This is a genomic window from Candidatus Methylospira mobilis (assembly GCF_009498235.1).
GTDB classification, from domain to species: Bacteria; Pseudomonadota; Gammaproteobacteria; order Methylococcales; family Methylococcaceae; genus Methylospira; species Methylospira mobilis.
Window position 1 is genome coordinate 2,017,621 of the sequence record NZ_CP044205.1, and the last position, 17,945, is coordinate 2,035,565.

Below are 17,945 nucleotides of genomic sequence, written 5' to 3' on the forward strand. Positions count from 1 at the left end.
CTGGAATATATGGCAAATATAAAAGGATTAACGCCGCCCAGAAATAGGAAAGAGGCTATAAGCAGCGCTCGTCCGTTTGTTACATGGACAATGAAAATACTTAGGGAACCGCTGATTAATAGCCAAAACCTGGGTTGCTGCGCCGGTGCGCAATTTTTTTGAGCCTAAATTTTCTATTTTGGCGCATTTTTTATGCGTTCCCTCTTAAAACCACCGGTTTTACCGGCATTTTCCGCCTTTCGGGCGGATTGAGGGCGCAATAATCCCTCATATCGACCCCATCAGCCGCTTTTGGCTCCGGTACAAATTACAAAGCCCGAACAAAATCTGTAGTTGATGCGTGTTCTTTTCCAATCCCCGATACCGCGTCTTGCGATAATGAAACAGGTTCTTGATCACATGGAACGGATGCTCGACACGCGAACGAATCTGCGCCTTCTTTTTTTCGATCTCGCGCACCGTTTCTTTCCATCGGCCTTCGGGCATCGCTTTTAGCTTGCCGCGCTTCATGGCGATCAACCACTCCACCGTTTTCCCGGTATTCTCTTCGCGCTTTTCAACGCCGATGTAACCGGCATCGGCTATGACCACTTGTTCCCGACCATGAAGCAACTCGCTGGTCATCACCACATCACTGACATGCGCCGACGTACCGACAACCGTATGAACCAGTCCCGATTCAGCATCCACACCAATATGCGCCTTCATCCCGAAATACCACTGATTTCCTTTCTTGGTCTGGTGCATTTCCGGATCGCGCTCGCCACTTTTGTTTTTGGTCGAGGGCGGCGCTGCGATCAACGTGGCATCCACGATCGTTCCTTCGCGCATGAGTAATCCTTTCGCTTCAAGAAGCGCATTAATGCGGCCCAGCATCACCGGCGCCAGCTTATGCTCTTCCAGCAGGTGGCGGAAGTTCAATAGCGTGGTAGCATCGGGAACACGCTCATGCGTCAGGTCAATTCCGGCAAAGCGGCTTAATAGGGGCATATCATAAAGCGCATCTTCTGTTCCTTCGTCGGAAAAGCCGTACCATTGCTGGATGAAATACAATCGCAACATCCTTTCGATCCCGATAGGCGGACGACCTCGTCCGGAAGCGGGATACACCGGCTGAATGAGCTCGACCAGTTCAGACCAGGGAACTACCTGATCCATCGCGTTCAAAAAAGTCTCGCGCCGCGTGGTACGCGATTTTTGCTGGAGAAGAACGTCAAGGAGGGTGGTCTGTTTCATCATACGCCGGAAACCGTTTCAGTATAATATATTGATTATTATACCATGGTTAATTTATATCCATAATAAATATATGGAATTAGGTGGCGATTAAATCAGCGTTTCCTTAGCAGGGTTATAAGTTCAAGGTAAATAAGCGAGATCCACTTTATTTTGCTTTTCTCTATGTTAAGAAGGCTGAGGCGTTCCAGGCGTTTGTTGCGAACGACTGATAATTGGGTTATCAGTGCCTGTTGAATCGATGGCTGTAGTTTATCCAGATTGTTGCTGTTTAAAATTATATCGGCCAGGTTGGCGTTGGCAGCCAGGGACAAGTTATTTTGCTGGGCGATTGATCCATTCGAGAAAACAGCTGCTTCTTCCGGAAAGTCAAAGCTACATGCGGCATCAAGATACTGACGTACGGCATCCAAAATAGGAATGCCTCCGCGCTCTGGAATATTTGAGGCAATCCTTCCTATATTTCGCAAGGCATCCGCTTCGTGCGACATTGCCGACTTGGCTGTTTCCCTGTATTGCCAGGTCTCATTACAGACAAAGGCAAGGTTCAGGCTGAATAGCATGCCCGGCAATCCGATGAAGGGCGGGGCAACCCCGGCGAGGCTGTAGACAAATGGAGTTAGTTTCGATCGCTGGCTCAACCACCAAAGCATCAGCGGGGGCAGTATTACAGAAACAGCCAACAATAAGACTATGATCAGCCACTGAACCATCAAGGCTTCCTGCTTTGTTTGTTATAAAAAGTATTTCAATTACAGGAATTGAATAAGCTTATAACGAAAGGTTATGTATAAGATATTTTATGTTAGCATAAAAATTATATTGTAAGTGAAGTGATCCTGAAATTTTCCGGTTGATGAACGGCGCCGATCCAGACCGTTTTAGATAACGTAACCAATAATTACTGACATTGGGGGGCTTCACGCCCGCCAATGCCGCTTGAGTATTGAATCTGTATCGACGCTACTCTCAAAACGGCACTGCGCCGCGCATCAGTACAGCGTTCTTCCTGATTTCATGGAACGATTCTTGATTGTGTCTTTGCCAGCAGTACCGGAATCCTGCGTTTGCCCAAATGGAGATATCCGTCGTAGCGACGCAGACGATCCAGCTATTCTTTAACTCCCATTTTGAAAAGGCTGTCATTACTATGAGTGAGCTATCTTCTCGTAAACCCTTGCATGATATTGAACCCGTTTTCATCTCACGCTGGTCGACTAAGGCCCTGAGCGGCGAACCGATCTCCGATGACACGCTGTTCAAGAGTTTCGAGGCGGCTCGCTGGGCGCCGTCCGGCAGCAACTCGCAGCCGTGGCGTTTCATTTATTCCAAGCGGGATTCGGAAAGTTGGCCCCGGTTTCTGGAGCTGGTGAACGAGCGCAACCGGGTATGGGCGGCGAATGCCTCGGCCTTGATCCTGCTGCTATCGAAAAAAAACCGTGAGACTCCTGAAGGCGCGCGTCCATTACGTTCACATTCCTTCGATGCCGGCGCGGCCTGGTCCAATTTTGCCAATCAGACCCACTTGTCGGGATGGAGCACCCGGGCTATCGGCGGATTTGACCGGGACGGCGTTCGCTCCAGTCTGTCCATCCCCGATGAATATGAAATCGAGGTTGTCATCGCGGTGGGCAAACCCGCCGATAATTCCGTACTCCCTGAACCGCTGCAATCCGCCAACAAACCATCTGGCCGGGTACCGTTATCGGATCTGGTTGCCGATGGGCGTTTTGCCTTCGCCGGGGCGGAATAATACCGGTGTCGTCCTGCCCGATGAAAAAAGGGTGTTCTTGTGGCTGTTGAGTGCGTCAAGTGTTGCTCAGGGTGCAGTAGAAGTGCAGTCTGCTGTTTGATGCACACTGTTTGCGGCTAGTGAATTGCAGGTAGTTCATTTGTCGCCCCGACCGGCAATGAGCCGCGTCCAGCCAGGCCGTGGTTCCGATCTATGCGCCGAGCGCAGGGCGTATTTTGAATTATTTGGCACAAATCTTGATACATGGATAGTGCGCCAGATCAATACCTGTAACCCAAGCATGTTGATGGCGATGAGACTGATTTTTAACTGACGATTCATGGCTTAAACCCAGGCGTGAATGCTTGATCGGGGAGGCTGCAGGATACTATGAATAAACCATTAACAGCTCTACGTTATGGAGCAGCGGAACCCAGGGTAACGGGAAGTTCAACCCGTAATATTCCGGTGAACTTTTTTGCTTATGAGCCGGAAAGCGCGGCGCTGACGGCGGAATCCGGCAGTTTCGGGCTGGCGGATTTCAGGGGCGATGCGCAATCCGACGAAAGGAGCTTGCGCGATTATTTTTTAATCGGTGTATTGACGCTGCTGGCGCATATTTACATTGTCCAGCAGTTTCACGATACATCCGCCGAAGATGACGCCGTTATCACGCCGGTCAAGGTGCCGCCGATGGTGCAGGTGACATTGCTTCAGCCGCCCAAGCCCATAGTGGAGCCGCCTCCGCCGCCGCCACCGCAAGTGAAAAAGAAGGTCGAGCCGCCACCGCCGAAAAAAGACGTGGTCGCGCTCAAACCGCAAAAACCCAAAATCAAGCCGCCGCCCAAGGAGGTGGAAAGCGAAGAGCCGCCCCCGCCTGCTCCGGTTGCCGCTGTGAATGATCCTCCTCCCGCTCCGGTAAAAGCCACGCCGCCGGCGCCGCCTGTTGCGGAAAAGGTGACGGCTCCCAGCGCGAGCGCGGGCTATCTGCATAACCCGGCGCCGGCTTATCCCAGCATCGCCGAGGATAGAGGTTGGGTCGGCAGGGTTTTGCTGAAAGTGCATGTGCTTCCCAACGGCAGGCCGGATAACGTGACCGTGCAAACGTCCAGCGGGCACGACGTACTGGATCAGGCTGCCGTCAAGACAGTCAGGAATTCGTGGCATTTCGCTCCGGCCCTGAAGGGTAATACGCCTATCGACGGCTGGGTGACGGTTCCCATCGTTTTCAACCTGTCCGGTTAGCTATTGGATCAAGAATAGGTTTTACATTATTTTCGTAACTATTCAGCTACCGGCACTGGGTCTATGGGTAAGTCTGTCGAGACACGCCGTGTGTCCATCCATGGAGGCTCGACTGCGGCATCCTTGCCGCAGACGGTCTCGCCAACCTTACCCGCAGCTCCTTTTCCATCGTTACGCTCGGTGGTGCTGAATAGTTATATTTCTTCAATTCAAAATTTAATGAGTCGAGGTTCCATCATGCAGAATTTTTCCACAGCCGCCATCGTTGATGGCACACTTTGGACATTGGGTGCTTTCTCCGTAGCCACATGGGGATTAATCCTGGTCAAGGGTATTCAGCACTTGCGGGTGTCGCATTACGACCGCATTTATAACAAAGCCTTCTGGCGCGCTTCGGATCTTTACGCCGCGTCGGAATTGTCGGGATACTTCGGACCGGCTGCTCGTGTCGCTCAGGCAGGGTTCAGCACGCTGCACGACGCCGATGTCGGGACGACGATCCACGATTTGGAACATACCGGCGATCGTCAGGAGCTGCTCGACCGCCGATTACGCCAGCAGATGCAGAAAGAGCGCGGGTCGCTGGAAAGCGGGTTGGCCGTGCTGGCGACCATAGGCAGCACAGCGCCCTTTGTCGGCTTGTTCGGCACGGTGTGGGGCATAATGCATGCCTTGCAGGATATCAGTAAAAGCGGTTCGGCCAGCCTGGACGTGGTGGCGGGTCCTATCGGTGAAGCCCTGATTGCCACCGCCATAGGTATTGCCGTAGCGGTTCCCGCAGTAATCGCTTACAACTTTTTTCTACGCCGGAACAAAGTCATCTGGGCGTTTCTCGATAACTTCGCCACGGATTTCGTGCATCTGGCATTGAAAACCTCCTTTATTATCAAACGCCCCGTCAAGAGAGGGGGGGATACTCCTGAAGTCGTCGTGCAAGGTAAAAATCCGGTTGTCGAACTTCACCGTGACTCTATCTACGCGAAGGAGGCGCACGCCTGATGGCCTTTCAAACCCAAAGCGAAGACGACGGCGTACTGAGCGAAATCAACGTCACGCCGCTGGTGGATGTGATGCTGGTGCTGCTGATCGTATTTATAGTCACCGCGCCATTGTTGACCAACGCCGTGCATGTCAATCTGCCGAAAACGGCGGAAACCGCCCCTCCGGAGGAAAAGAAGGCGGTCGATGTGAGCATAGACGCTCAGGGCAAGGTGTATATCGACAAAATGGAAACCAGCGTGGAAGGGCTCGAGTCCGAGTTGAAGACGCGCAAGGTTAGCGATCCCGAACTTGCGCTGCATCTCCATGCCGACGAAGGCGTGAATTATGGCATCGTGGCGAAAACCATGGCGGGCATAGAACGCGCCGGCGTCACAAAATTGTCGGTGCTTACCATCGCACAGTAAGCCGAATCCCTTAAAGGCGGGTTGATGCGTGACATTGTATGCGGATGAAAACTATTCAGTCGCCGGCGTTGAGGTAAGATTGCCGGGCTACGGCGTATCCGTCCATGCGGAAGATTGTTTATGGCGGCTTCCCTGTGCCCGGAAACTGTTCCATCAATTTGCCTCATCGCCCCTTGTACATATCAGGCATGGCGCTACTGAAGGGTCGAATTAATCACAGCGGAAGGGGATACATTAATGAGCATAGTCGGAATATCGGGAAGTCTAGCCGATCCGTCCAGAACCTCGGTACTGGTCGATTTGATTGTCGGACAGGTTGCGGTTGGCGCTTTCTCCAAAAAAAGTTTTGTCAGCATAGCCGGCATAGCGCCCAGTTTGGGCGCGGCGCTTGATCCGCAAAGCATACCAGCCGAGATCGGCTCCGCTTATGAAAAGCTCATAGCCGCGGATGTCATCGTGGTTGGGACACCGGTTTACAAAGGGTCTTACTCCGGCCTGTTAAAGCATTTTTTCGACCTGCTGGACCCCAAGTCGCTCAGAGGCAAGGTAGCCGTGCTGGCGGCAACCGGAGGAAGCGATCATCACAGCCTGGTGCTGGAACATCAATTACGTCCACTGCTAAGTTTTTTCGGCGTGTACACCATCCCGGCGACGGTGTATGTCAAAGATTCCGATTTTGTGAAAGAGGACGGAAACTATCGGCTCAGCAATCCGGATATCAGCGCGCGCATCGATACCATCGTTGCGCAAACACTGGGGTTGATTGGCCGCAGCAATTCGGTGAGCTCAATTGCCGCCTAACCGGCCTGGCTTGGCCTAATAGCAACATTAACTATCGCGGATTGAAGGTCTGGCAACAGCAGTGCTGCCGGAGTGACCGTCCACAGGCATATAACTGATTCCTTTTCCAGTGCTGTCCGGCTGCAGCTGTGGGATGCGTTATGTCTACGTCTACAGAATTTGTACGGCACCCAAAATTCATGAACATACTCCGCCGATCTTTCCGTTTTTTCTCCGAACACATACTGCTTACTGTCTCTATCCCGGTTGCAGGGGTACTGCTGGGCGTTGCCGCCACGCATGACCTTCAGTGGCCGGGCGAGCCGGGCAATTTTTCTGCCGCCGTCGCAGCGCATTTGCAAACGGCATGGGAGAACGTCGTAGCGGTGCAATCCGCTCTGGCGCACGGGCGCGTCGCCGACATATTTGCGACCCGGCTTCTTGGGACGGTTATTGCCGCGTCTATCGGTTTTGTCCTGATCACGCAGGTTTTCCGTCGTGTACGGCCAAAAAAAGCTGAGTTCCTGAAGAATATCTGGCGCGTCATCCAGTTCATCCCGGAATACCGCGGACGTATTTTCGGCGTACTGGCCGCAGGGACCGCGATAGGCGCTATCGGTGCAGGCACGCCTTATCTGTACAAGAAGATCGTCGATGTGATTACCCGGCTGGCCTATGGCCGTCTGGCGTACGACGAAGCGGCTGAAACCATTCTTCAGGTGCTTGCGCTGTTTTTTTTCCTGCGCTTCGCCCTGGTGGTGCTGGGCGCTTTGCAGGACAAGCAGGCCGACGATCTCTGGCTGGAAACGGTAAGCACTTTCCGTCAGCGGGTGTTTGACAACATGACCCGCATGTCCATCGACTATTTCGAGAAAACACGGGCCGGTGAGATTATGGATCGCTTCGGTGCCATTCCGTCCATTACCCAATGGCTGTTCTCGCTGACCGAAGGTACGCTGGCGAACATTCTGCAAATGTTCTTTATCATCGGCGTGCTGTTATGGAGGGCGCCCATCATCGGCGGGCTGATGAGCGCGGTGCTGATCCTCAATTTTTATATTTCCTACCGGACCGTGGGCTGGGCCAAACCCTACCGGCGCGGCTGGCAGGCCATGGCCGGGCGCATGGCCGGTTTGCTGTCGGAGATGGTCGGCAATATTGCCACCGTGCGCAGCTTCGGCGGCGAACCGGCGGTGAAACAGCGCTATGACGAAACCCAGGAGCAGTGGAAAGTCACCCGGGACATGCTCCACAAGGTTGAATGGCGTTCGACCCTGGCATTGAACGTCGTCAACGCCGTGGGCGTCAGTGCTTCAGTGGGCCTCGCTACTTACAGCGCCCTGCATGGAGGGATGACGGCCGGGGACATCCTGCTGGTTCTGACCCTGACGCAGAGCCTGATTACCACGATTGCCCCCATCGCCAGACAAATCAATCAGGCCGGAGATATCGAAGCCAGCGCCGAACGGCTGGTGGAGTTGCTGGATGTGGACACCGAACTGGCCGACAGCCACGATGCCATGGATCTTGTAACTATCGAAACCATTGCTTTTGAGCATGTCGGCTTCGCCTATCCCGGCAAGAATGCTGCAGCCGTCCACGACGTCTCTTTTTTCCTGCAGGACGGCGAAACCCTGGCTCTGGTCGGTCTCAGCGGCAGCGGCAAATCGACGATAGTGAAGCTGCTGATGCGCTTTTACGATCCGACCGAAGGGCGTATCCTGATCAATGGCCGCGATTTGCGCGAGTACAAACAGCGCTCGGTGCGCGCCCGGATGGGCGTGGTGCTGCAGGATGTGGCCCTTTTCAACGACAGCATCGGTGAAAACATCGCCTTCGCCCGTCCGGGAGCCTCCGCGGAGGCTATTCAGGCCGCGGCCGCGGCCGCTCATGCCGACAGCTTCATCCGGCGCATGAGCGACGGTTACGAGACGCTGGTAGGCGAGCGCGGCATCAAGCTTTCCGGCGGCGAAAAACAGCGCGTCGCGATTGCCCGCGCAATACTCAAAGACCCGGAGCTGATCATTCTGGACGAGGCCACCAGCGCGCTGGACTCGGAGTCCGAAGTGCTGGTGCGACAGGGGTTGGAGCAGCTGGTTTCCGGGCGCAGTTCAGTAATTATCGCCCACCGGCTCAGCACCGTCATGAACGCCGATCAGATACTGGTTTTGAAGGAGGGCCGAGTGGTCGAGCGCGGACGTCATGAAGATCTGGCCAATCGGGACGGCGGACTCTATGCCAGACTGTTCGAAATCCAGACCCAGGGCTGGCTGGAAGGATTGGCAGCTTGAGCGCTTAATTAGTAAAGATTGCTGCGTAAAAGTGGTAAAATTATTATTTATTATCAGGTTGGAGTATGGCTCGCAACATTGAAATCAAGGCCCGCATCGATAGCGCTGTTGCCATCGCAGCTAAAGCCGGAGCCATTTCGGATGAAGGGCCGATCGAAATTCCGCAAGACGATACCTTTTTTGTTGTGAGTCCGGACGTCTGAAACTTCGGGCGTTTGCAGACGGAAGTGGAGAACTCATCTTCTATCGGCGAGCCGGCCAGCAAGGACCGAAGGAATCGTTTTACATGCGATTTCCAACCGGTTCGCCGGACACGCTACGCGATGCGCTGACTCTGGCTTACGGCCAAGTCGGGCGAGTGAGCAAGCATCGCACTTTATTTCTGATTGGAAGAACCCGCGTTCACATCGACATAGTGGAGGGTCTGGGTCAGTTCATGGAACTGGAGGTGGTGCTTGCGGACTGCGAATCTGCCGATGCCGGCATCCTGGAGGCTCGGGCATTAATGGAACAGCTTGGAATTGACCCGCGGCAGTTGATCGAAAGCGCCTATGTTGATTTACTTGCGCAACAGGGGAATGTCGATTTTACGTTGATATCAAATTATTCAGAATGAGTACCCTCCCCGAACGAATTAAACAATGCGCTCGTCTTAACGGGTATTTCGTTCTGCGCTCCGGGAAAGTCAACGGCACCTATTTCGACAAGTAGCAGTTCGAAGCCAATCCGCAGCTTTTGCTTGCTGTCGCCCAGGAAATGGCGCTGCTTGTGCCGCAAGGTACGGAAGTGCTTGCCGGGCTTGAAATGGGCGGTATACCTATCGTCACGGTGATGAGCCAGATAACCGGGATTCCTGCCGCCTTCATCCGCAAGCAGCCGAAAGATTACGGAACATGTAAATACGCGGAGGGCGCAGGCCTATTCGGCAAACGTTTCGTGCTCATTGAAGATATTGTTTCCAGTGGCGGAGCGATCATGGATGCGTTGGCAAAGCTCAAGGCAGATCACCTGGCCCCTGATAGCGCGCTCTGCGTGATCGATCGAGAGACCGGCGGTAAAGAGGCGCTTGCCGGCGTGGACTTGCCTCTCAAGGCGCTTTTCACGATTTCGCAGATAGAGGATGCGTAATGCTTACGGTCAGTGTCTGCCGTTTCCATAAAATGCATGAATACTCATGTATTTGTATGTAGTTCGCCACGGCGAGACGCAAGCCAATGCCGAAGGGCGTTACCTCGGTGCGCTGGATACCGGGCTTACGGCGTGTGGAATAAATCAGGTGGAGGCGCTCAAATCCAGGCTGCCGGCACATATTGATGCCGTTGTGGTGTCTCCACTTCGTCGAGCGCAACAAACGGCCCAAATCATCTTTGATAATTCGTCTCTTTCGCTACGAGCCATGCATGCATTTCGCGAGCGTCATGTGGGTGTATTCGAGGGACTGACCCAAACTGAGGCGCGAGCGCGATATCCTGAGCTTTGGTCGCAGAACATTACGCGACAATGGAATCTTGCGCCGACTGGTGGCGAGTCGATTGCAGCGGTTTTTATTCGCGTTCAGCGGGGATTGTGCGATTTACTTGCCGATTATCCGCAACAAGTCGTCGTTCTTGTTGCGCACGGTTTTATTGCGAAGACGATACGCGCTCTGGTTCGCCGGGATTTTTCCGACTTCTTTGATTGGCAATTGGAAAACGGTGCTGTGCTGTCGTTACAGCTGACAGATAATTTTGGCATTGATTATGATGTCCGTGCGCTGCTGGCGGTTCGGTTTTGACTGTCAGTGGCACGCTGACCGGTTTACATTTTCGATGCGCGCGCACATACGAAACGAACTTGTTGCCATTGAGCCTCTTGATGGGGTGGAACAGGAGCATCTCGCGGATGCATTGGCATGGGTTGATTCTGGGGCCGAGTTGTTCAGGGTCGAAAAACCGGCCACGTCGAGCCGGAAGAGCATCCAAGAAATACCGTTTTGCGCGAGCTCAAGGAAGAGCTTGGGTTTACTGCGGCTCACGATATCGAGCCGCCGCTGATGATCACATGCACAACGACCGTCCGCCTTACGGCTGGGCATACCGATGTCTCGCTCTGGTATATCGTTCATGCGAGCCGCGTGCAGGAAATGAAATACGATGAAACCGAGTTCAGCGGCATACGGTGGTTCCCGGTTTCCATGCTATTTTTTTGGAAAATAAAAGGACACCCATTTTTATCTACTGATTTAATTCCGGTCGGCGGTCATGGCTGATCAACAGCGTGAGCGACGAGCTTTCTAATGCCTCGCCGCTCTTGTAAACGCTCCCAGCCGGCATGCCGTATTTTTCGTTTCAGCGGTTAATCGCCCGGTAGCGCTTTTAGCCAATCGACAACCGAATTTGCCGCCGCCCGCGTTATATTGGCATGATCCGAATCAATGTCGATGCGTTCCAGGTGGGCCGTCGCGGGCAGATGGGCAACAACCAGCGCAGAAAATTTTTGTGTTGCGGGGTCGTTGTTCGCTGCTGCGAACCAGGCAATATGTCTGGTCTTTACCCGCGGTGCAAACAGAGACATCGCGGCAGGTCCGGTGGGGTCGTATTAGGAAAGATAGACTGCGGCTGGCAATAGCAGGGTTTTGCCGCTGGGAACTTCGACAAAATCCGACGTCTGGTTTGCGCTTTTGGCGCGTAGGATTTCTCTGGCCTTCGTCACGCTTTCACCTGCCAGCTTTAATGCCGTGTCGCCCTCGGGGAAATGTGCGGGGGCAAGTAGAACCGCCGCGGCAAGCCTTTCATCCGTTGTCGCCCAGCGGAGCGCTGCGTTTCCGCCCAAACTATGACCGGCTACCACAATCCTGCGTGCGCCTTGTGCGCGCAAGCGGGATATGGCACCGGCAATTTCCTTAACCGCTTTTTGATAGGGTTGGCTGTAGTTAGCGCTGCCCGACCACGGTAATAACGGAACTTCTATGCTGAAGCCTGCCGTTTTCAACGTTTCGCCCAGCGGCTGCAGGCTTTCGGGATCTGCGCCTTTGCCATGCAGCAGCACTACGCCGGTAATGGCCGGCTCCAGAGCCAGACAGACCGTCGCATTAATTGTCAAGCCTGTTACGACGGCGAATAGTAGAAGGTAACGCGTAAATAACATCATGTGAGCTCCTTTTTTTATCTTTGATGGCAATCAAATTTGCGATCGTTCCGATGCGCTGGCATATAGGGTGCGCAACGGAAAACAGCATAAACCGAGCCATAAATTTGGATGCTTTATCGGCTGTTTCGGACGCGAGGCGGCCGTTGAGCCCCACTTGGCAACTACGGGGAAGGGGCTAAGCATTCATGGTGACTTATATCTAAATATTATTAGCATATAACTAAAAAAATTTGATAAACTGTTAATAGTGATGTAAGCAGCATTAGTGTTGCTGTATGTATGTATAGATATTGTGCTGACTGGATAACCGGAGGCCGAAAGCTTTTAACTTCAGGGCTTTCGGCCTTTTTGTTGTAGCGCAGGCAAAACAAGCGTTTTTTGATGGGGGGAGCTGGCATCCAGGATATAAAGCTTATCCAGCTCATGAGAGTGGACTTTTCATAATCAATCAGGACTACCACGGAGATAACAGATGACTGACAAACACGAGATCCAAACCGCGTTGGGCGATGTTGCCGCGCGCACCCTGGCGAACGCCACCAAGACCGTTCCCCAATATGCCGCGATAACCCCGCGCTGGCTGACTCATTTAATGCACTGGGTGCCTGTTGAAGCGGGCATCTATCGCGTCAACCGGGTCAAGAACGAAAGCAGGGTCACGGTGGATTGCTCCGGGCGCGACGAGCGTGAACTGCCCAATACCTTTGTCGATTACGAAGAATGGGGCCGCGAGTACATGTTGAGCGCCGTCAACACGGTGCTGGATGTGCATACGCGGGTGTCCGACCTCTACAGCGTGCCGCACAACCAGATCCAGGAACAGTTGCGCCTGACCATCGAAACCATCAAGGAACGTCAGGAAAGCGAGCTGATCAACAACAAGGAATACGGCCTGCTGAACAATATCGCAGCCGCCCAGCGTATAAGCTCCCGCGCCGGCTCACCGACCCCGGACGATCTGGACGAACTGCTGTCCCTGGTCTGGAAAGAGCCCGCGTTCTTCCTGGCGCATCCATCGGCTATCGCCGCCTTCGGCCGCGAATGCACCTGGCGCGGCGTACCGCCTCCCACCGTCAGCCTGTTCGGTTCGCAGTTCGTCACCTGGAGAGGCATCCCGCTGATTCCAAGCAACAAACTGGCGGTCACCAACGGCAAAACCAACATTCTGTTGCTGCGCACCGGCGAAAGCCGCCAGGGCGTAGTGGGCCTGTACCAGCCCAACCTGCCGGGTCAGCAAAGCCTCGGACTGTCGGTGCGTTTCATGGGGATCAACCACAAAGCGATCGCGTCCTACCTGATCTCGCTGTATTGCTCGCTTGCAGTGCTTACTGAAGATGCTATTGCCGTACTCGAGAATGTCGATGTAGGCCAATATCATGAATACAAGTAATGTCGGCATAGACGCATTGACCCACGCCATACCGGCTGGACTTCCTTCCGTCGAAGAACTGGCGCAACTGGCCAATCAGCTGTTTTCCCAGGTTCCCGGCAGCGAAGGCAGCATGGCCGAGCATTTGCAGGCGGGGCGTTCCATCGGCTCAACGGGCGGCGCCGGCCTGCCTCCGGCGCTCCCCGTACGACCCAATGAGCTGGATCCGGTTGAATCCTATGTGCCGCCGGAAGCCGCAACACAGGGACGGTACTCCGAGTGTGAACTGGCGAAACTGGCCAATCAGCTGTTTTCCCAGGTTCCCGGCAGCGAAGGCAGCGTGGCGGAGCATGCGCAGCTCGGTCGTCCCAGCGGTGTCGAAGTAAGCGGCGCACCGTTCGCGCAGGCGCTGCCGGCCAAAGCGGAGCCGGCCGCAATTATCGTTCCCGTCGGATTCGACGTGCCGGGCGTGGAATGGAACGATCCGTTGCATGGTCTGGATTTAACTTCGCCGGCGCCGGCAGGGTATGCGCTGCCGTATTCAGCGCCGGCGCAGCCGGCGTCTCCGGCGGCGTTCTACTTTGTCGATCAACTCAGTCCGCAGGGCAGGGATGCTTATGGACCGATTGCGGGGTCGGCGCATCCGCCTTTCGACGTGTACGCCGTGCGCCGCGACTTCCCGATCCTGCAGGAGCGCGTCAACGGCAAGCCGCTGATCTGGTTCGACAACGCGGCAACCACGCAAAAGCCGCAGGTGGTAATAGACCGGCTCTCATACTTCTACCAGCATGAGAACTCCAACATCCACCGCGCCGCGCATGAACTGGCGGCAAGGGCGACCGACGCCTACGAAGGCGCACGGGAAACAGTCAGGAGCTTTATCAATGCCGGCTCCGCGGATGAGGTCATCTTCGTACGCGGCACCACGGAAGGCATCAACCTGATAGCCAAAAGCTGGGGCAGGCAGAATCTCGTCAAGGACGACGAAATCGTGATTACCTGGCTGGAGCATCACGCCAACATCGTACCGTGGCAGCAATTATGTGCCGAAACCGGAGCGATTTTGCGTGTAGTCCCGGTCGACGACAACGGTCAGGTCATACTCGAAGCATACGAACGCCTGCTCGGGCCGCGCACCCGGCTGGTGTCCTTTACCCAGGTATCCAACGCCCTGGGAACGGTGACCCCGGCGAAGAACATGGTCGAAATGGCGCATCGTTACGGTGCGCGCGTACTGGTGGACGGCGCGCAATCCGTCGCTCACATGGCTACCGACGTGCAAGCGCTGGACTGTGACTGGTTTGTATTCTCCGGACACAAAGTGTTCGGACCGACCGGTATTGGCGCCGTTTACGGCAAGGCCGAGTTGCTGGAAGCGACTCAGCCCTGGCAGGGCGGCGGCAACATGATCGAAGACGTCACCTTCGAACAGACGCGTTATCAGCATCCGCCCAACCGTTTCGAAGCCGGGACCGGCAACATAGCCGATGCCGTCGGGCTGGGCGCCGCGTTGGAATATCTGCAAAAAATAGGCGTGGAAAATGCCGGAGGTTACGAGCATGAATTGCTGGTTTACGCCACGCAGGGGCTCAATACCGTACCGGGTTTGACGCTGATAGGCACAGCGCCGGACAAGGCGAGCGTGCTGTCCTTCATCCTGAAAGGATACCGGACGGAGGATATCGGCGCGGAACTCAATCGCGCCGGAATAGCGGTGCGTTCAGGCCATCACTGCGCACAGCCTATCCTGCGGCGCTTTGGCCTGGAAACCACGGTGCGCCCCTCGCTGGCGCTATACAACACGCGTGAAGAGGTGGATGCACTCGTTTCCGCCCTGCTGAAAATCAGCGGGGGCGGCCTCAACCTGCAGGGTTGATATCGTTTCCTGTTCCCACACCGGTAAAACAAGTCTGTTTTACCGGTGTTTTTTTGTAACTGATCAGTGTCCCGATTTTCCGTTCGCGGGCGTAGCGCCGCGAATGCGGCTGGAGAGCTTGTCGAACCATGAACGGAAAATCCTGCTGAAGCAGCTTACTAATCAGGTAGCACAATGTACTGACATTGATCAGACAAAATACTGGTCTTGTCTAAAAACAGAAGGTATTTTTATACAGAACAAAACCAAAGACTTGAAAGTCTATTAAATTTGTCCAACAATAAGCCATGGAATAGGGCTATGCACGCGTCTCTGCCGACGACCAAAAAGCAGGTTTGCAGATCGCCGCACTGAAAAAAGCGGACTGCGAGTATATCTGTACCGACACCGCAACCGGCGCATTGAGCAAGCGGCCAGAGCTTACCCGCTGCCTGGAGATTGTGAGGGCAGGAGATACGCTCGTGGTCTGGAAGCTAGACCGCCTTGGCCGGTCGTTGCCGCACCTGGTCACGGTCCTGGCCGAGCTGCAAAAGCAGGGCGTGGCCTTTTTATCCCTGACCTAAGCCATAGACACCGAAAGCGCATCCGGTCGGCTCATCGGGCACATACTGGCGGCGCTGGCCGAGTTCGAGCAGGCATTGATCGTCGAGCGCACTTCAGGCCGGATTGAAGGCGGCAAAACAACGTGGCGCGAAGCTGGGCCGCAAACCGGCGCTTTCGGAAGAGCAACGCAAACACGCCAGCGAATTGCTCGACCGTCGCGAGAGTCCGGCAGCGGTCGCCAAGCTGCTGAAGCTCTGCCGGGCTACGTTGTATAACAGCATGAAAAAGGAACAGACGCCACCACCCGATCAATTAACCACGCTGGTAGATCTCGGTGGTGGCGGGATTGAGCAGAATGCAAGTGGACGAGGATTTCAGCGAGGAAATAGCCAGGAAGATTTTCTGAATACGGCCGGTTCCTGCGCTCATCTTATAGCATTCAAACTGAGAACTGCCCAAGAGTTCGTGTGCGCAGCTATGCCCCTGTCCGATCAGTAGCCAATCTCCTTTTGGTGGCATACCGCCAGAATAGTGACAGCCTCACCATCGAAGCGATAACGCGCCACATAGCCACTATCGCCAAAGTCAATTGTCCATTCCCGGTAGTCATCAGGCATGTGATCCGTGCCACTTACAGAATCTGACGAATTAATTGGCGTTTGTGGGTTCAAAAAAATGATGGGAAATGGGATTTCGGTTATTACTTTCGAGAGTCGTTTTGGGGGAATGGTTATGCATCTGAAGCTTGTATCTGCCTTTTACGCCATGCGAGCGAGATAATTGATAATGAAGATTTCAAAATTTTTATTGCTAAGCGAAACACCAACAGCAAAAACATGATTGAGCGCTGTGGTTGTATCCCAATATCGGCAGGCAGCAATAATGGTGAATCCGGCTGGTATTACAAACCTGCCCAACAGGACGCTGCACCGGACTCCGCCACGCTCCGCGGGTGAGATTTTTCGTTAGGACGCAAGATGGTCATCACATTAGGAAAACCCAATGAACTGGATGCAGTCCAGAGTTTTTACAACTTTTGTGGTTATGGCGGCAAGCCTGTCGCGAGCGAAGACTTGGTGTTGCTCGCATGGAATCACGATAAGATAGCTGGAGTCGTTCGTCTCTGCCCAGAAGAGGGATTTTTGTGTCTTCGAGGGATGCAGGTACATCCAGACCATAGAAGAGCAGGTTTAGATGCTTGAGAAGCTCACTACGCTTATGGGTACACAACCTTGCTTTTGCCTGCCATACGAGCATCTTGAAAGTTTTTATGGGCAAATAGAATTCCGCCGTATCGAGCAAGGGCAGTTACCGCCCGTGTTAAGTTCACGGCTTTCCAGTTATCTAAGCGGGGGGTTGCGTGTTATAGCCATGTCTCGCATACCGCGTTATGGGAATTGAATGAGCGGCTTATGCAGGCCAAGAATGTTGGCTAAGCTGTCAATGAGCTGAAAACATCAGACAAAAGGATTCGATCTGTCTAATCTGCGCTGAGCGAAAAAAACCGCCAGAAATGGCGGTTTTTTATGGCCTTGAACATCAGACGCCACAATTTGTATCAGAAAATAGGAAAGACGAACTATTTCATTGATCGCAAATAAATGGCGACACAATCTTTATTTTATTGCAGGTATTTACATACATCATCAATGTATTAATTGGAAGCAACGATAAGCCAATGTTGATCAGGGTAATCATTTCCTTTAAACATTACTAAATTTCCATTGCTATCTGCGATAACGGATCCAGAGTGTGATTTATTGCTAAATTTATATGCGCCATTACCGTCTGATATTATGTCCCAATATTGATCAGGATAATCCGTGCCTAAGAACACAGCTGGCTTGTCATTGCTGTCTGCTATTACTGCACCCAGATGAAAGGCGTTCATTAATTTATATCCATTGCTTCCAAAATCCAGAATGTACCAATATTGATCAGGATAATCAGCTCCTTGAAACAACACCAAACTTCCTGAGTTGTCGGCAAGCAAGTTCCCAGAATTCTTATTTACAAACTTGTAACGTTCTGCGGCAGTAAAACTCATGATACACTCCAAGTAAAATTGAAATAATGGTTAAAATAAATTTAGTGACATTAAATATCAGAAAATCTCATCAGAAAGAAACGCTGATTTTTTTCAAGATATATACCAAATAATAACTGGCGTGGAAGATTGTTTTGGCTCCTCTCCAAAGCCCTGATTGGGGCTATATGACGGCACAAAGGCGTTTCCACAACAGTTATAAAAGTACACTTATAGTATAATTAAAAATTATGAGCGGTATAACTGTTAACTTTGACAGGTTGTTTTTAATAAACAGTTCTGCTATAGAAA

At 53.3% G+C, this 17,945-nt stretch carries 22 protein-coding genes and 1 pseudogene; 17 read left to right on the forward strand and 6 right to left on the reverse strand.

The features are described 5' to 3' along the window. Positions 1 to 267: 267 nt before the first annotated feature. Together F6R98_RS08845 and F6R98_RS08850 are read right to left on the reverse strand one after the other, a co-directional pair. A complete protein-coding gene (locus tag F6R98_RS08845; protein ID WP_153250884.1) occupies positions 268 to 1,236 on the reverse strand; it encodes an IS5 family transposase in 969 nt (322 codons plus the stop codon). A gap of 95 nt (positions 1,237 to 1,331) precedes the next feature. Continuing rightward, the gene (locus F6R98_RS08850) at positions 1,332 to 1,949 is read right to left on the reverse strand and encodes a bestrophin-like domain (protein WP_153248711.1); all 618 of its coding nucleotides are present in this window, start codon (positions 1,947 to 1,949) and stop codon (positions 1,332 to 1,334) included. Positions 1,950 to 2,386: 437 nt separating this feature from the next. Here F6R98_RS08850 and F6R98_RS08855 point away from each other — a divergent pair, with 437 nt between their 5' ends. The 11 genes and pseudogenes from F6R98_RS08855 to F6R98_RS08900 form a co-directional block, all read left to right on the forward strand. Continuing rightward, the gene (locus tag F6R98_RS08855) at positions 2,387 to 2,989 is read left to right on the forward strand and encodes a nitroreductase family protein (RefSeq protein WP_153248712.1); all 603 of its coding nucleotides are present in this window, start codon (positions 2,387 to 2,389) and stop codon (positions 2,987 to 2,989) included. Between the two features lie 369 nt (positions 2,990 to 3,358). Further along, the gene (locus F6R98_RS08860) at positions 3,359 to 4,213 is read left to right on the forward strand and encodes an energy transducer TonB (RefSeq protein WP_153248713.1); all 855 of its coding nucleotides are present in this window, start codon (positions 3,359 to 3,361) and stop codon (positions 4,211 to 4,213) included. Positions 4,214 to 4,450: 237 nt separating this feature from the next. Further along, positions 4,451 to 5,212, forward strand: a complete 762-nt coding sequence (locus tag F6R98_RS08865) for a MotA/TolQ/ExbB proton channel family protein (RefSeq protein WP_194270202.1) — start codon at positions 4,451 to 4,453, stop codon at positions 5,210 to 5,212. Next, on the forward strand, positions 5,212 to 5,619 hold the full coding sequence (locus F6R98_RS08870; RefSeq protein ID WP_153248714.1) for an ExbD/TolR family protein: 408 nt from the start codon (positions 5,212 to 5,214) through the stop codon (positions 5,617 to 5,619). Before F6R98_RS08865 ends, F6R98_RS08870 begins: the two co-directional genes overlap by 1 nt. 237 nt (positions 5,620 to 5,856) lie before the next feature. Further along, positions 5,857 to 6,420, forward strand: coding sequence for an NAD(P)H-dependent oxidoreductase (locus tag F6R98_RS08875; RefSeq protein WP_153248715.1), 564 nt, complete (start codon positions 5,857 to 5,859; stop codon positions 6,418 to 6,420). A gap of 179 nt (positions 6,421 to 6,599) precedes the next feature. Beyond that, entirely contained in the window at positions 6,600 to 8,690 is a 2,091-nt protein-coding gene (locus tag F6R98_RS08880) for an ABC transporter ATP-binding protein (RefSeq protein ID WP_228125180.1), read from the forward strand. A gap of 65 nt (positions 8,691 to 8,755) precedes the next feature. Further along, entirely contained in the window at positions 8,756 to 8,893 is a 138-nt protein-coding gene (locus tag F6R98_RS21995; RefSeq protein ID WP_228125181.1) for a hypothetical protein, read from the forward strand. A gap of 35 nt (positions 8,894 to 8,928) precedes the next feature. Further along, on the forward strand, positions 8,929 to 9,306 hold the full coding sequence (locus F6R98_RS08885; RefSeq protein ID WP_265588151.1) for a class IV adenylate cyclase: 378 nt from the start codon (positions 8,929 to 8,931) through the stop codon (positions 9,304 to 9,306). Positions 9,307 to 9,446: 140 nt separating this feature from the next. Further along, on the forward strand, positions 9,447 to 9,818 hold the full coding sequence (locus F6R98_RS08890) for an orotate phosphoribosyltransferase (RefSeq protein ID WP_228125182.1): 372 nt from the start codon (positions 9,447 to 9,449) through the stop codon (positions 9,816 to 9,818). Between the two features lie 46 nt (positions 9,819 to 9,864). Beyond that, positions 9,865 to 10,464: a histidine phosphatase family protein gene (locus tag F6R98_RS08895; protein ID WP_153248716.1), complete on the forward strand. Its 600-nt coding sequence runs from the start codon at positions 9,865 to 9,867 to the stop codon at positions 10,462 to 10,464. Positions 10,465 to 10,635: 171 nt separating this feature from the next. After that, a pseudogene (locus F6R98_RS08900) lies at positions 10,636 to 10,938 on the forward strand (NUDIX domain-containing protein); the annotation flags it as partial. 86 nt (positions 10,939 to 11,024) lie between these two features. On the opposite strand, the gene F6R98_RS08905 reads toward F6R98_RS08900, so the two are convergent. Both F6R98_RS08905 and F6R98_RS08910 read right to left on the reverse strand, forming a co-directional pair. After that, the gene (locus F6R98_RS08905) at positions 11,025 to 11,243 is read right to left on the reverse strand and encodes a hypothetical protein (RefSeq protein WP_153248718.1); all 219 of its coding nucleotides are present in this window, start codon (positions 11,241 to 11,243) and stop codon (positions 11,025 to 11,027) included. Positions 11,244 to 11,267: 24 nt separating this feature from the next. After that, complete coding sequence (locus tag F6R98_RS08910; RefSeq protein ID WP_153248719.1) at positions 11,268 to 11,819, reverse strand: alpha/beta fold hydrolase; 552 nt, start codon at positions 11,817 to 11,819, stop codon at positions 11,268 to 11,270. A gap of 472 nt (positions 11,820 to 12,291) precedes the next feature. Here F6R98_RS08910 and F6R98_RS08915 point away from each other — a divergent pair, with 472 nt between their 5' ends. The 4 genes from F6R98_RS08915 to F6R98_RS22005 all read left to right on the forward strand — a co-directional run bounded on the left by F6R98_RS08915 (position 12,292) and on the right by F6R98_RS22005 (position 16,105). Next, entirely contained in the window at positions 12,292 to 13,209 is a 918-nt protein-coding gene (locus F6R98_RS08915) for a family 2A encapsulin nanocompartment shell protein (RefSeq protein ID WP_153248720.1), read from the forward strand. Next, a complete protein-coding gene (locus tag F6R98_RS08920) occupies positions 13,196 to 15,064 on the forward strand; it encodes a family 2A encapsulin nanocompartment cargo protein cysteine desulfurase (RefSeq protein WP_153248721.1) in 1,869 nt (622 codons plus the stop codon). Before F6R98_RS08915 ends, F6R98_RS08920 begins: the two co-directional genes overlap by 14 nt. A gap of 335 nt (positions 15,065 to 15,399) precedes the next feature. Next, positions 15,400 to 15,627, forward strand: coding sequence for a recombinase family protein (locus F6R98_RS22000; RefSeq protein ID WP_228125183.1), 228 nt, complete (start codon positions 15,400 to 15,402; stop codon positions 15,625 to 15,627). A 103-nt stretch (positions 15,628 to 15,730) separates the two neighbouring features. Further along, on the forward strand, positions 15,731 to 16,105 hold the full coding sequence (locus F6R98_RS22005; RefSeq protein WP_228125184.1) for a helix-turn-helix domain-containing protein: 375 nt from the start codon (positions 15,731 to 15,733) through the stop codon (positions 16,103 to 16,105). On the opposite strand, the gene F6R98_RS21585 is transcribed toward F6R98_RS22005, so the two are convergent. After that, on the reverse strand, positions 16,099 to 16,224 hold the full coding sequence (locus F6R98_RS21585) for a type II toxin-antitoxin system RelE/ParE family toxin (protein WP_194270203.1): 126 nt from the start codon (positions 16,222 to 16,224) through the stop codon (positions 16,099 to 16,101). The two genes, F6R98_RS22005 and F6R98_RS21585, sit on opposite strands and share 7 nt — an antisense overlap. A 42-nt stretch (positions 16,225 to 16,266) precedes the next feature. Between F6R98_RS21585 and F6R98_RS08930 the strand changes: the two genes are divergently transcribed. Together F6R98_RS08930 and F6R98_RS08935 are read left to right on the forward strand one after the other, a co-directional pair. Beyond that, entirely contained in the window at positions 16,267 to 16,563 is a 297-nt protein-coding gene (locus F6R98_RS08930; RefSeq protein ID WP_194270204.1) for a GNAT family N-acetyltransferase, read from the forward strand. Between the two features lie 21 nt (positions 16,564 to 16,584). Then, entirely contained in the window at positions 16,585 to 16,809 is a 225-nt protein-coding gene (locus tag F6R98_RS08935; protein ID WP_153248723.1) for a GNAT family N-acetyltransferase, read from the forward strand. A gap of 452 nt (positions 16,810 to 17,261) precedes the next feature. Here F6R98_RS08935 and F6R98_RS08940 read toward each other — a convergent pair whose 3' ends face one another. Further along, positions 17,262 to 17,654, reverse strand: coding sequence for an RICIN domain-containing protein (locus F6R98_RS08940; RefSeq protein WP_153248724.1), 393 nt, complete (start codon positions 17,652 to 17,654; stop codon positions 17,262 to 17,264). Between the last annotated feature and the right edge of the window lie 291 nt (positions 17,655 to 17,945).